Source organism: Nitrospina gracilis 3/211, assembly GCF_000341545.2.
Lineage (GTDB): Bacteria > Nitrospinota > Nitrospinia > Nitrospinales > Nitrospinaceae > Nitrospina > Nitrospina gracilis.
Window position 1 is genome coordinate 2,931,112 of record NZ_HG422173.1, and the last position, 13,013, is coordinate 2,944,124.

A 13,013-nucleotide genomic window follows, 5' to 3' on the forward strand; every position below is an offset into this window, starting at 1 on the left:
ATTGAACGCGGTCAACCGGATTGGGCAACCTGCTCCAGATACAGGGTTTCGAAACAGCTCTTGTCGATGTTGGCCACCGGTTCGTGCAAAACGAACCGGCCCCGCGCCTGAATGGCCACGCGGTCGCACATCTCCAGTCCCCGCGCAAAATCGTGCGTCGTCATCAACACCGTACGATGCTGGGTGTGCAGGGTTTCCAGTTGTTCACGCAACCTCAGCGAGGCATGCTGATCCAGCCCGGTGTACGGCTCGTCGAGAAACAGAATGGACGGATTGTGCACGATGGCGCGGGCAATGGACAGCCTCTGCAACATGCCACGGGAAAACGTACGCACCCGGTCGTGCATGCGCGGAAGCAGGCCGACCTCATCGATCACCTGTTTGGCGCGGTCCGCCGGGTTCTCCACACCGTACATCTTCGCATAGAACTGCACGTTCTCGAACGCCGAGAGGTCGGCGTACAAAAAGCTCGCATGGGAGATGACGCCGATCTCGCGCCGCATGGCGGGATCGTTCGCCGTCACGTCGTACCCCGCCACCATCGCACTGCCGCTGGTGGGACGCGTCAACGACGACAACATGCGTATGAGCGTGGTCTTGCCTGCGCCGTTCGGCCCGAACACCGTCAGGAATTCGCCGCACTTGAGATCGAATTCGATGCCACGAACCGCCTCGATGTGACCGAAACTTTTCCGCAAACCCCGCACCTGGATAGCGGGCTCCTGCGACGGGGCAACGGTGGGTTCGGACATGGCTGGTGGTTATTCGATGGTGGGGCGCGCCGGGATACAGGCGCCGGTTTGGTCCTTCAGGCCGCATCCACCTGCTTGGACTGTTTGGGCTTCTTTTTCTTTTTGGTTTTGAACTGCTCTTCCAGTTCGTCGATGCGTTTCAATATTTGAAACGCCTCCTCTTCCAGCTTGGCGAGGAGGGCGTCGTAATCGGCCTGAGATACCTTGTCCGTCTTCAAGTCGAATTCGAGTTCCTTGATGGACAACAGCACTTCTTCCTTGCGGACGAGCAGGTGCTTGTATTCTTCACCGGCGGGGTCGAGAGGGGAATATAACTTCTTGCCGCTGAGCCTGGAAAACAGAGGAATACCGACCGCGATCAGGATGGCAAGGACGACAAGGAACTGAAGGATGTTGACACCGGTCATGGGCTCAGGTTTCCAACCGATCCAGTTCGTCTTTCAACCGGTTCTGGTACGGCTGGTTTTCTGCTTTTTTCTGCGGGGTCTCACCGGCGGCCTGATCCGACAGGGATGCGTCTTCACCTACGGCTTTTCCGGGGGACCTTCGCGTCCAGGCCACGATGGCTTTTCGCACGCCGAAGCCGCCGATCACCAGCGCCACAAACGGCGTGATCCACGCGGTGAGGTTGAATCCGGATTTGGTCGGGGCGGAGAGCACGGTCTCTCCGTGCTTATCCACATAGGTCTGGATGATCTGCTTGACGGTCAACCCGGATTCCAGTTGTTTGGTCAACTCGCCGCGCATTTTGTCGGAGTGGTCGCAACTGCAATTGATGAGCACCTTGCCGCACTTGTCGTCGCAGGTACACATCAGCGCATCTTCCAGATTTTCCAACTGTGTGGCGGAAAAAGCCGGCCCGGCGGCAAGCGCCCAAATGCAAAACGAAACAGCTATCAGTATTCGGCTAAGCATGATTCTCACTCCTGCGCCGGTACGAAAATGGCTTCCTGACGCTTCAGACGCTCCAGGCGCCGGCGCGACTCCAGCCGGTCCGGCCACATGCAGATGGACGTGCCGAAGGCGATGATCCACGCGCCGGTCCACATCCAGCTCACCATAGGGTTGATGTGCACCTTGATCGTGGCTGAGCTGTTGTCCGGATTGAAGTCCGCGAGGATCAGGTACAGGTCCTCTTTCCAGGTGGACCTGAGATCCACTTCCGAGACAGGCTGTTTCTGCCCTTTATAAAATTCCTTTTCCGGGTTGCCGGTCCACACCCGGCGACCGTTCTCCGAGATACCCAACTGCGCAATGACGCGGGTCTTCACCGAGGTCTGTTCCTTCACCATCAACCGCTCGTAAGTGATGTCGTAATTGCGGAGCTTGAACGTTTCGCCAACCTGAAGGTGTTTCTGGAATTCCGTATCGTAAGCCTGCGATCCCGCGATGCCGGCAAACAGGAGAACAACGCCAATGTGAACGATGTATCCGCCATAGCGGCGCTTGTTTTTCCACACCAACTGCGACAACGCCGCCGGGTACGTCTCCTCATGCGCCGCGTGGCGTGCCACCGAACCTTTGATGAATTCGGTGATGATCGACGCCATGACGAAAATACAGAGGACAAAGGTGATGTACGAATAAATTTCCGCCTTGTCGGTGAGCGGCACGAAGGGGAACAGCACCGCCGCCCCGGCCAACGCGATCATCACCGGCTTGGCAAAATTCTTTTTGAGGTTCGACCACGTCGCCTTGCGCCACGCGATGACGGGCCCGATCCCGATCAAGGCCAGCAGGATGAGTCCAATGGGAACATTGACCTGGTTGTAGAACGGGGGGCCGACGGTGATCTTCACGCCGCGAAACGCTTCCGATATGATCGGGAAAATGGTGCCCCAGAATGTTGCGAACGTGATGCCCAGGAGCACCAGGTTGTTGAACAGAAAACTGCTTTCACGTGACAAAAACGAATCGAGTTCATTTTTGCTTTTAAGCAACGGCAGGCGCTTGAGGATCAGCGCGGTGGAAAACACGATGATGACTCCCAGAAACGCCAGGAAGTAATAACCCAAGGTCGCCTCGTCGAACGTGTGCACCGACTGGATGAGCCCGCTCCGGGTGATGAACGTGCCGAAGATGGTCATCACGAACGTGAGCAGGATGAGCGACATGTTCCACACCTTCATCATGTCCTTCTTTTCCTGGATCATCACCGAATGCAAAAACGCCGTGGCGATGAGCAAAGGCATGAACGCCGCGTTTTCCACCGGGTCCCACGCCCAGTAACCGCCCCAGCCCAGTTCCACGTAAGCCCATTGCGCGCCGAACAGGTTGCCCATGCACAGGAAGAACCACGACACCAGAGTCCACTTGCGCGTCATACGAATCCAGCCGTCATCGAGATTCTTTGTGAGCAACGCCGCCGTGGCGAAAGCGAAAGGCACGGTGAAGCCGACGTAACCGAGATACAGCGTGGGCGGATGAATCACCATCCAGTAATTCTGCAGTAAGGGGTTCAGGCCGCGCCCGTCTTCCGGGGGAAGCGGAATGCGTTCGAAAGGATTGGTGCTGAAATTGAGCAGACCGAGAAAGAAGATGGCAATGACCATCATCACCGCCAAAGCGACGGGCACCAGGCGGACATTCTGCCTGCGATTCTGGATATACACCACCATCATGTAGGTGGACAGAATGAGAGTCCAGAACAACAGCGACCCCTTCTGCCCGCCCCAGAACGAGGAGAATTTGTAGAAGATATCGAGTTCGCGGTTGGAATACGCCCACACGTATTCGACGCTGAAGTCGTTGGTGAGAAACGCGTACCACAACGAACCGGACGCGACGGCCACACACGTCCAGACGATGAGCGGGGTCTTGTCCGCGCTCATATACAGATCCACGCGGTTGTTGCGGAACGCCATCACGTAACCGACGACGCCGTAAAGCGCAGTGGCCAGCGCCACCATCAATGCAAATTCACCCAGTTCATTCATGCTTAACGGTTCCTTAAAACAAACATCACGCCCAAAACACCCACACCGGAAAACCGGGCGCACCCCGGCGATCCCGTAGCGGGCAAGTTTATATGGCGGTCTTTTTGGTCAGAATTTTCGGGCTTTCCAAAGCAGGCTGTTTTTGTTTCCCGTCTATGGGAATGTCGCCCGGGTGGGATTTTCCCGCTTCCTTTTCCGCTTCGTACTTGGACGGACAACTGGTCAACAGGGTATTGGCATGAAACACCCCGTCGCGGCCGATGGTGCCTTCGATGACCACTTCCCGGCCGTCCTCAAACATATCCGGCGTCACGCCGGTATAGGTGACGGGCAAAACGGATTGCTTTTCCTCTATCTGAAACGCGACATCCAGGAAATTGTCCGGGTTGCGCGTGATGGAGCCTTGCACCACGGTTCCTTTTACTTTCAGACCGGCACCCCGGTAAGTGTCCAATCCCGCTGTCAGCTCGTCAACTGTCACGAAGAATTTGGAGGTGCTGCTGATGCTGGTCGTGATCAGATAGGCGATCGCGCCGACAATCAGAAAGGCCCCCACCATGAACTTGATTTTTCGATGTTGCATGGGTCTGCAATCTCTTTAAATAAAAGGGTTAACCTGAATGAATCCAATCCTTTTCGATTGGAGCCATAGTATCACTGGCCAACAAATATTGTCAAAGCAATTTACCCCGCGCCAAGGCCGGGAACCCCGCTTCAAAAATCCATCATCCCCTCCCTATTGTACCCACAACCCACCACCCGGATTCCACATAAATCTGGCCTCATGACAGGATCGGTTTGTCCCGCCGGTTTTCCCCAGAAATAGAAAACCCGGCCCACCGCCAAAGCCCTGTCGGAGGCCATGCAGAAGGCCTTTCACGCCTCCGCCCGATTTTTTCTTTTTTTATTGACAGAATGTCACGTTATGCTAGCATAGTGTCTAAATGTGTCATATAGTGTCACATTATGGCGGGCAACCGAATTACCTTTGGCAGGGTAGAAATGGTTGGTTTTTTAGGGACATATCAGGTCAACCTGGACGAAAAGGGACGTCTCAACGTTCCGGCGAAGTTCAAGGGCCTTCTGGACAAGCAATACGACAACCACAATCTTGTGGTCGCCGTAATGCCGGACAAGGAGGGGAATAAGGACCGCGAGTACCTCATTGTCTTTCCCCAGAAGGAATGGCTGGTCAATGAGGAAAAGCTCAGCCACCTGTCCGGGCTGGACGGCGACGACCGCAATAAAATGCGCGAAATATACGCACAGGCCAGCGAGTGCGAGGTCAAGTCCGGGAAAATCCTGATACCCCAGCACCAGCGCGATCGCGCCGGGCTGAAAAAAGAAGTGATCCTGGTCGGCATGTCCAAGACGTTCGAGATCTGGTCCGCCGACCGGTTTGAGATTTGAGGGGATCGTGGAGGGCCGATTCCGCCATGGTGGGTTACCACACGCCAGTTCTGTTAGAGGAGGTCCTTCATTATATAGAACCCAAAAACAAGAGGCTCATTGTCGATGGCACCCTGGGGGACGGGGGGCACACGCAGGCAATGCTAGACGCCGGGCCGACATTGCGGGTCCTGGGAATCGACCGGGACACCGAAGCCCTGGAACGGGCCAGACAACGGCTGGCCACCTACAAGGAAAGGGTCATTCTGGTGCACGGCAGCTTCAGCGAAGTCAAAAGTATACTCGCCCGGCAAAACGAGCGGGCGATGGACGGCATCCTGCTGGATTTCGGGGTCTCTTCCAGACAATTGGACGTCGCCGAGCGGGGGTTCAGCTTCCGTTTCGACGGGCCGCTGGACATGCGCATGGACCGCAGTCAGGAAGGTCCCACCGCCGCCGATTTGCTCGAAACGCTTTCCGATTTCGAGCTCGAACAGATTTTTCGCAAGTATGGAGAAGAAAAAAGACCCAGGCAACTCGTACGGTTGATCCGCAAAGCGCAGGGCTCCCATCCTATCAAAACAACCTTCGAACTATCCCAAATCCTCTCCAGCGCGGCGAAACCGTCGCGTAAACCCCGTATTCACCCAGCCACAAAAGCCTTCCAAGCCCTGCGCATTGCGGTTAACCGTGAGTTGGACCACATCCAGAAAGCACTCGAAGACGCCATCGACTGCCTCGCCCCCGGCGGGCGCATGGTGGTGATCTCCTTTCATTCTCTCGAAGACAGAATTGTCAAAGATTTTTTCCGTACCGAGGCAAAAGGCTGTATCTGCCCGCCCAAGGCGCCGGTGTGCGTGTGCGGGCGCAAAAGCAGGCTCAAGGTTCTGACCCGGAGGGTGGTCAAACCGTCGACCCTGGAAGTGGAACGCAATCCCCGAGCCTCCAGTGCGAAGTTGAGAGCGGCGGAGCGCATCCATGACTGATCCGCAATCCTGGTTGAGATGGGTCCGATCCCAGATTCACCTGTCGCCAATGGAATTCCGTGTGGTGACGATCGGCTTGTTCCTGTTTCTCCTTGGCGGGCTCTTTTACGTCTGGCCAAACGTAAAGATGGTCAAGTTGGCATACGACTTCCAGGCACAGCAACGGCTCCACACCAAGTTGCTCCGTGAACACACCCTCCTTCAGTTGGAACGGGACAGCCTGCTGTCCCTGGACCGGGTCCAGTACCTGGCCGAACACCGGTTGGGAATGCAGGAGCCCCGTCCGGAACAGATCGTCACGATCTTTGTGAAGTGAGGGCGTGCCCATGCGCCGCATCAAAAAAAATTCACCGCAAACCCTGTATTCCGCCCTGAAAGGCCGCATGGCCGTGGTTTCTGTTCTGTTTGTGGTTTGCGGCCTTGCCCTGGCGGGCAGGCTTGCGCATCTGCAGATCTTCCAGCACGACGAGCTCCTGTCGCAGGCGCAAAAACAGTACTTGCGGACGGTGGAAGTCGTCACCGGTCGGGGCCATATTTTCGATAGAAACCGGAACCTGCTGGCAACCAACCTGGATGTGGAATCCGTTTACATCGATCCCCGCGAAATTTTCAATTCAAAAGAGACGGCCCGCGCCCTGGCCGGTACGTTGAACCTGAATCCGGAAACCGTTTTGGAAAAAGTGAATTCAAAAAAACATTTTGTCTGGATCAAGCGCAAGGCGCGACTGGACGAGATTTCGCAGCTTCGCCAACTGGACCTGCCCGGCGTGGGTTTCATTAAGGAAAGCAAGCGGTTTTACCCGCGCCGCCAGTTGGCCGCCAGCACGCTGGGTTTCGTCGGTCTGGACAACCAGGGACTGGCAGGAATCGAGCACGAGCGCCAGTCCCTGCTCAAGGGCAAACTGAAGCGGAAGGTGGTGGAAAAGGACGCGCGCGGCCGTTATCTTCAAACGGGTCCGGACGACGCCTCGCATCGCAACCGCGACCTGGTTCTGACCCTCGACGAAGTCATCCAGTTCTACGCCGAACAGGAGCTGGAAAAACAGGTGCGCGAGTTCCAGGCTAAAAGCGGACTGGTTATTGTGATGGACCCGAACGACGGCAGCATCTACGCCCTCGCCTCCTACCCTGGATTCAATCCCAACAACTTCGCCGCCTTTCCCCGCAAACGCTGGGGCAACCCCGCCGTCACGCACGCCTACGAGCCGGGTTCGATTTTCAAGCCCATCGTCGTCGCAGCGGCATTGGAAGAAGGCGTGGCGCGGCCGAACGACATCTTTTTCTGTGAAAACGGCAACTACGAAATCGGCGGAATCCACATCGGCGAAGCCGCCAATCACCGCTTCGGCTGGCTGACCCTGCAAAACATCATCTCCAAGTCGAGCAATATCGGCGCGATCAAAGTGGCGCAAAAGCTGGGTGAGGAACGCTTTCATGAATACATCCGCAACTTCGGCTTTGGTTCCCGCCTGGGTGTGGACCTGCCGGGTGAGACGCCGGGCATGGTGAGGGATCTTTCCGACTGGTCGGGTCTGTCACTCGCATCCATTTCATTCGGGCACGAGATTTCGGTATCTCCCCTGCAGATGACGGCGGCCATTGCGGCCATCGCCAACGGCGGCCTTCTGGTGAAACCGCACGTCACGCACGAGGTTCTGAAAAACGGTGAAGTGGTGAAGCAACCGGAAGAGCAGATCATCCGCCGCGTGCTCACACGTCATACCAGCCGGCAGATGATCGACATGCTCAAGCAGGCGGTGAAACACGGCACCGGCAAGCAGGCGGCCATTCCCGGCTTTGAGGTCGCGGGGAAAACCGGTACCGCGCAGAAGATCGATCCCGAAACACACACGTATTCCACCTCCGCCTACCTGGCGTCGTTCATCGGCTTCGTGCCGGCGGACGCACCCCGGCTGGTGATCCTGGTGATGATCGACGAGCCACAGAAATCGTACTGGGGCGGAGAGGTGGCGGCGCCGGTGTTCCAGCGCCTGGCTGAAAAAACCCTGCGCTACCTGCATATTCCATCGAGCAGGGAGCGTGTGTTTGTCCTGGACCGGACATGATCGTCGTTAAAACGGCAAACCATGACGAACCGTCATCCGCAAACTGCGGAGTTTATTTTGTGATGAACCAAAAACTGGCCAAACTGATTAACGGATTTCCGCTGGAAAACCTGGTGGGCACGCTCGACCGCGACATCGTTTCGGTCGCCTACGACTCACGGAAAGTCGAGCCGGGTTCGTTGTTCGTCGCCATGCCGGGACACCACCATGATGGAAGCCGGTTCATCGCGGACGCATTGGAACGCGGCGCGGTGGCGTACGTCACCGAAAGCGGCGTCGAGGACATGATGGAACAGGGCGTCGGCGCGCAGAACGCCACGGGCATCCACGTGAAGGACGCGCGGCACGCGCTGGCGTGGGTGTCGGCGCGGTTCCACGGCGACCCCTCGCACCACATGGAGCTCACCGGCGTCACCGGGACCAACGGCAAAACCACCCTAACTTACCTGCTGGAAAGCATCTACAAGGCCAACGAAGAGCCCAGCGGCGTCATCGGGTCCATCAACTACCGATACGCGGACACCCTGCGTCCGGCACCGATGACGACGCCGGAGGCGCTGGAGATCAACCGCATGCTGGCCGAGATGTGGGCGGCGGGGGTTCAGCGCTGTGTCATGGAGGTGTCATCGCATTCGCTGGCTCTCAAGCGCGTGCGCGAACTCAAGTTCGCCGCCGCTGTGTTCACCAATTTTTCACGCGATCACCTCGACTACCACAAGACGCTCGACCACTACAAGAAAAGTAAGAAAAGCCTGTTCCTCGACTGCACTGTCGGCAAACAAGTGATCAACATCGACGACGCTGTCGGTCGCGAAATCGCCTCCGAACTCGATTCGGTCACCCTGACCACGGGACTCGAACAATCCGTCGACGTCACCGCTGAAAACGTCAAGATCGATCCCGACGGCGTGCGCTTCATCTTGAAAACACCTTACGGCGATACGGAAATTCAATCGACGCTGCTTGGCCGCCACAACATCTACAACATCTTGTCGGCCGCGGCGGTGGGATTGATCCAGAACATCTCTCTCGACACCATCGCACGCGGCGTGCGTGAACTCCCAAGGGTGCCGGGTCGTTTCGAAAAAGTGGAGATGGGACAGAATTTCATCGTGGCGGTGGATTACGCCCACACCGATGACGCCCTCCTCAACGTGCTGAAGGCGGCTCGCACCATCTCTTCCGGCAAGGTGATCGTCGTTGTCGGTTGCGGGGGCGACCGCGACAACACCAAGCGTCCGGTCATGGGAAGGATTGCCGCGGAATTGGCGGACTTCGCCGTCATCACCTCCGACAATCCGCGCACGGAAGACCCGAACAGGATCATCGACCAGATTCTTGAAGGCATCCCGGACAACATCAATCCCGAGGAACGCTACATGGTCCTGCCGGAGCGGCGCGATGCCATCCGCTTTGCCATCCACAAGGCCCAGTCGGGCGACCTGGTGCTGATCGCGGGCAAGGGGCACGAGGACTACCAGATCCTCGGAACGGAAAAGATTCACTTCGACGACCGCGAAGAGGCCGCCGAAGCTCTGCAACAAAGGTTCAACGTGAATGGATAGCGATTTGCAAACCGTGATTTCAGCCGTGAATGGGGAAAAAATAGTGGGCTCTGCGACATCACGCTTCTCCGGCGTGTCGATCGATACCCGTACCCTGAAAGCGGGCGAATTGTTCGTATGCATTCAGGGGGATCGATTTGACGGACACGATTTCCTGAACGAGGCCATCGCCAAAAAGCCGGCCGGGGTGATCGTCTCCGACCGCGCGCGCCTGCCGCTCGACAAAATGCAGGAGGGTCCGTTTGCTGTTGCCGTGCCCGACACGTTGAAGGCTTTGCAGGACCTGGCGGCGCATCATCGCAACCAGCAGGACGTGCGGGTGGTCGGCGTCACCGGCACCAACGGCAAATCAACCACGAAAGAAATGATCGCGGCTATCACCGGCACCCGATTCAAAACGCTCAAGACGCAAGGCAACCTGAACAACCACATCGGCGTGCCACTCACGCTTCTCAACCTGACGCGCGAGCACGAAGTGGCGGTGATCGAAATGGGCATGAGCGCGGCGGGGGAAATCCGCCGCCTCGCGGAAATCGCCAAACCGGAGATCGGCGTCATCACCAACGTCTCGGAAGCGCACATGGTGCAGTTGAAAACCATAAGGGACGTGCAGGCGGCCAAGGGCGAACTGTTCGAGGCGTTGAGTGAAAACGGAACCGCCATCGTCAACGCGGATGATCCGTTGGTGCTGGAGCTTGCGGACGGTCTGCGCGCGCGGGCCATCACATTTGGGCTCGATCCGTCCGCCGACGTGCAGGCACGCGACATCCGCGCCGCTGACGTCACCCGGATCGAATTCACAGCAAGGGTGTTCGACACCACCGCGCCGGTCCGCCTGCCGTTTTCGGGGATGCACAACGTGCGGAACGCACTGGCGGCGCTGGCCACGGGAGCGGCCCTCGGAATGAAGGTTGAGGGCATGGTGCCCGGCCTGGAGGTGACTCAGGGACTCAACCAGCGCGGTCAGGTATTCGAATTCAACGGCATGACGATTCTGAACGACACGTACAACGCGAATCCTCGTTCGATGCGGGAAGCCATCCACACTCTCACCGCCCTGTCCTGCTCTGGGCGCCGTTTTCTGGTGATGGGCGCCATGCTGGAGTTGGGAGAACAGGAAAACATCGCGCACCGTAAGGTCGGCGAATGGGCGGTGGAGAGCGGAATCGATTACCTCGTTACCGTGGGAATGCTGGCGGGTCTCGCCACAGACGCCGCCGCCGAGCGCGGCATGGACGCCAACCGCATCCACCGCGGGGAAACACACGATGACGCCGCACATTTTTTGAAACAACACGCTCGCGCAGGGGATTGCCTGCTGTTCAAGGGGTCCCGTGGGTCGCAAATGGAAACCGTGATCGAAAGGTTCACCGGCACCGCCCGGTAAAAAGGGATATGTTCTATCACCTGTTTTATCCGCTCAGTTCGGACTATTCCATCTTCAACGTGTTTCGCTACATCACGTTTCGTTCGGCCTACGCCGGCATCACCGCGCTCGTGCTGTGCCTGGTCTTTGGCCCCATGGTCATCCGCGCCCTGCAAAAACTGGAAGTCGGCGAGACCATCCGCACCGACGGACCGCAATCGCACATTTCGAAATCCGGCACACCGACGATGGGCGGCCTGCTTGTCATCTTCACATTCCTGCTCGCCACCCTGCTGTGGGCGAACCTCACCAACACGTATGTGTGGTTGCTGATTTTCGTCGCGGTCGGTTTTGGCCTCATCGGATTCGTGGACGATTTTTTGAAGCTGCGCAAAGGCAAAGGGCTGACCGCACGGTCGAAACTGTTCTGGCAGATTCTGGTTGCCACGATGGTGGGCCTGTTCTGCACCTACTTCGATCCTCATCGCATGGGATTCGCCACCAACCTGTATGTGCCTTTCTTCAAGGATTTCACACCGGACCTGGGCGGCTGGTATGTGGTGCTGATCGTCATCGTCATCGTCGGCACCTCCAATGCTGTGAACCTGACAGACGGTCTGGACGGACTCGCCATCGGACCCATCATCATCGCCACGCTCACCTACACCGCTCTGGTGTACATCACCGGGCATTTTAAATTCGCGGGCTACCTGAACATCCAGTACGTCGGAGGCGCGGGGGAAATCGCCGTGCTCACATCCGCCATCGTTGGAGCGAGCCTCGGCTTCCTCTGGTTCAACGCCTATCCCGCGCAGATGTTCATGGGGGATGTCGGGTCGCTTTCGCTGGGAGCGATCCTCGGCACCGTGGCGGTGATCGCCAAACAGGAACTGCTATTGATTCTGGTCGGCGGCATCTTCGTCATCGAAGCGCTGTCGGTCATCATCCAGGTCGCGTATTTCAAGTACACAGGAGGCAAGCGGTTTTTCAAGATGGCCCCCCTGCACCATCATTTCGAGCACCTGGGCTGGGAAGAGCCGAAAGTGATCGTCCGTTTCTGGATCATCGCCGTTGTGCTGGCCATGCTCAGCCTGAGCACGCTGAAGCTGAGATAAATGCTTATGGACGTAACAGGAAAACATATTGCCATCGTCGGCCTTGCTCGCACCGGCATCGCCACCGCCAACTTCCTCGCACAGCGCGGGGCGAAGGTGACCGTGTGCGACCAGAAATCCCAAGTGGAACTGGAAGAGGCGGTGCGGCGACTCGATCCGGGGATCGAGACCCGTTTCGAAACATCGGCCCCGGAAGGCGATGCACTGGACCTCATCGTGCTGAGCCCCGGCGTGGACGTTCATAACCCGGCGCTCGACCCGGCACGAAAGAAGAACGTGGAGATCATCAGCGAGCTGGAACTGGCGTCGCGCCTGTGCACGACCCCCATCATCGCCGTCACCGGCACCAACGGAAAGACAACGACCACAACGCTCATCGGCGCACTGTTGCAGGGCGCGGGATACGACATCAAGGTCGGAGGCAACATCGGCGTGCCGTTCGTGGCGCTGATCGATCCGCCACCCAAGGATTACATGGTGCTTGAGGTCAGCAGTTTCCAACTGGAAGGCGTAGAAACGTTTCATCCCTTCATCAGCGTGATCCTCAACCTGACACCGGATCACCTGGATCGGCACGGCTCGATGGAAACCTACGCCGCGCTGAAGGAACGCATCGCTGCACGCCAGACCGAAGACGACTGGATGGTGGTCAACGCCGACGACCCCTGGGTGAAAAGAATGGCTGGAAACAAAAAGGCACAGGCGGTGAGCTTCAGCACCCGGTACGAGTTGCCGGTGGGTGCTTACCTGGAAGAAGGCACCGCCTTCCTGCAGTGGGCGGCAGCGCCATCCCGGTGATTGAAATGGGTGATTTGAAACCGGCACTCGCCCGGCAGAT

General features: G+C 57.8%; 13 protein-coding genes. 8 read left to right on the forward strand and 5 right to left on the reverse strand.

The features are described 5' to 3' along the window. Positions 1-11: 11 nt before the first annotated feature. The 5 genes from TX82_RS14040 to TX82_RS14060 form a co-directional block, all read right to left on the reverse strand. A complete protein-coding gene (locus tag TX82_RS14040; RefSeq protein ID WP_005005693.1) occupies positions 12-752 on the reverse strand; it encodes an ABC transporter ATP-binding protein in 741 nt (246 codons plus the stop codon). A 56-nt stretch (positions 753-808) separates the two neighbouring features. Further along, complete coding sequence (locus TX82_RS14045) at positions 809-1,159, reverse strand: hypothetical protein (RefSeq protein ID WP_005005694.1); 351 nt, start codon at positions 1,157-1,159, stop codon at positions 809-811. Positions 1,160-1,163: 4 nt separating this feature from the next. Beyond that, positions 1,164-1,667, reverse strand: coding sequence for a cytochrome c-type biogenesis protein (locus TX82_RS14050; RefSeq protein ID WP_005005695.1), 504 nt, complete (start codon positions 1,665-1,667; stop codon positions 1,164-1,166). A 5-nt stretch (positions 1,668-1,672) separates the two neighbouring features. After that, positions 1,673-3,688, reverse strand: a complete 2,016-nt coding sequence (locus TX82_RS14055; protein WP_005005697.1) for a heme lyase CcmF/NrfE family subunit — start codon at positions 3,686-3,688, stop codon at positions 1,673-1,675. A gap of 88 nt (positions 3,689-3,776) precedes the next feature. Next, positions 3,777-4,271, reverse strand: coding sequence for a cytochrome c maturation protein CcmE (locus tag TX82_RS14060; protein ID WP_005005698.1), 495 nt, complete (start codon positions 4,269-4,271; stop codon positions 3,777-3,779). 419 nt (positions 4,272-4,690) lie between these two features. Here TX82_RS14060 and TX82_RS14065 point away from each other — a divergent pair, with 419 nt between their 5' ends. The 8 genes from TX82_RS14065 (at position 4,691) to murD (ending at position 12,973) form a co-directional block, all read left to right on the forward strand. Beyond that, on the forward strand, positions 4,691-5,098 hold the full coding sequence (locus TX82_RS14065) for a division/cell wall cluster transcriptional repressor MraZ (RefSeq protein ID WP_052338284.1): 408 nt from the start codon (positions 4,691-4,693) through the stop codon (positions 5,096-5,098). A gap of 26 nt (positions 5,099-5,124) precedes the next feature. Next, positions 5,125-6,063 (forward strand): 16S rRNA (cytosine(1402)-N(4))-methyltransferase RsmH, encoded by a 939-nt coding sequence (gene rsmH / locus TX82_RS14070; protein WP_005005700.1) that lies wholly within the window; start codon positions 5,125-5,127, stop codon positions 6,061-6,063. Continuing rightward, a complete protein-coding gene (locus TX82_RS14075) occupies positions 6,056-6,379 on the forward strand; it encodes a cell division protein FtsL (RefSeq protein WP_005005701.1) in 324 nt (107 codons plus the stop codon). The genes rsmH and TX82_RS14075 overlap by 8 nt, the downstream gene beginning before the upstream one ends. Positions 6,380-6,389: 10 nt before the next feature. Beyond that, a complete protein-coding gene (locus TX82_RS14080; protein ID WP_005005704.1) occupies positions 6,390-8,129 on the forward strand; it encodes a peptidoglycan D,D-transpeptidase FtsI family protein in 1,740 nt (579 codons plus the stop codon). Between the two features lie 62 nt (positions 8,130-8,191). Then, complete coding sequence (locus tag TX82_RS14085) at positions 8,192-9,694, forward strand: UDP-N-acetylmuramoyl-L-alanyl-D-glutamate--2,6-diaminopimelate ligase (RefSeq protein WP_042252746.1); 1,503 nt, start codon at positions 8,192-8,194, stop codon at positions 9,692-9,694. Continuing rightward, positions 9,687-11,081, forward strand: a complete 1,395-nt coding sequence (locus TX82_RS14090) for a UDP-N-acetylmuramoyl-tripeptide--D-alanyl-D-alanine ligase (RefSeq protein ID WP_005005706.1) — start codon at positions 9,687-9,689, stop codon at positions 11,079-11,081. The genes TX82_RS14085 and TX82_RS14090 overlap by 8 nt, the downstream gene beginning before the upstream one ends. An 8-nt stretch (positions 11,082-11,089) precedes the next feature. Continuing rightward, entirely contained in the window at positions 11,090-12,175 is a 1,086-nt protein-coding gene (gene mraY / locus TX82_RS14095) for a phospho-N-acetylmuramoyl-pentapeptide-transferase (protein ID WP_005005707.1), read from the forward strand. Beyond that, positions 12,176-12,973 (forward strand): UDP-N-acetylmuramoyl-L-alanine--D-glutamate ligase, encoded by a 798-nt coding sequence (gene murD, locus TX82_RS14100; protein ID WP_052338286.1) that lies wholly within the window; start codon positions 12,176-12,178, stop codon positions 12,971-12,973. It begins immediately after the preceding gene. Positions 12,974-13,013 lie beyond the last annotated feature (40 nt).

What these genes read in the sequence shown, in the direction of transcription:
- TX82_RS14040 (WP_005005693.1), bottom strand. Translation starts at nt 752, where the DNA reads ATGTCCGAACCCACCGTTGCCCCGTCGCAGGAGCCCGCTATCCAGGTG.
- TX82_RS14045 (WP_005005694.1), bottom strand. Translation starts at nt 1,159, where the DNA reads ATGACCGGTGTCAACATCCTTCAGTTCCTTGTCGTCCTTGCCATCCTG.
- TX82_RS14050 (WP_005005695.1), bottom strand. Translation starts at nt 1,667, where the DNA reads ATGCTTAGCCGAATACTGATAGCTGTTTCGTTTTGCATTTGGGCGCTT.
- TX82_RS14055 (WP_005005697.1), bottom strand. Translation starts at nt 3,688, where the DNA reads ATGAATGAACTGGGTGAATTTGCATTGATGGTGGCGCTGGCCACTGCG.
- TX82_RS14060 (WP_005005698.1), bottom strand. Translation starts at nt 4,271, where the DNA reads ATGCAACATCGAAAAATCAAGTTCATGGTGGGGGCCTTTCTGATTGTC.
- TX82_RS14065 (WP_052338284.1), top strand. Translation starts at nt 4,691, where the DNA reads ATGGTTGGTTTTTTAGGGACATATCAGGTCAACCTGGACGAAAAGGGA.
- rsmH (WP_005005700.1), top strand. Translation starts at nt 5,125, where the DNA reads ATGGTGGGTTACCACACGCCAGTTCTGTTAGAGGAGGTCCTTCATTAT.
- TX82_RS14075 (WP_005005701.1), top strand. Translation starts at nt 6,056, where the DNA reads ATGACTGATCCGCAATCCTGGTTGAGATGGGTCCGATCCCAGATTCAC.
- TX82_RS14080 (WP_005005704.1), top strand. Translation starts at nt 6,390, where the DNA reads ATGCGCCGCATCAAAAAAAATTCACCGCAAACCCTGTATTCCGCCCTG.
- TX82_RS14085 (WP_042252746.1), top strand. Translation starts at nt 8,192, where the DNA reads ATGAACCAAAAACTGGCCAAACTGATTAACGGATTTCCGCTGGAAAAC.
- TX82_RS14090 (WP_005005706.1), top strand. Translation starts at nt 9,687, where the DNA reads ATGGATAGCGATTTGCAAACCGTGATTTCAGCCGTGAATGGGGAAAAA.
- mraY (WP_005005707.1), top strand. Translation starts at nt 11,090, where the DNA reads ATGTTCTATCACCTGTTTTATCCGCTCAGTTCGGACTATTCCATCTTC.
- murD (WP_052338286.1), top strand. Translation starts at nt 12,176, where the DNA reads ATGCTTATGGACGTAACAGGAAAACATATTGCCATCGTCGGCCTTGCT.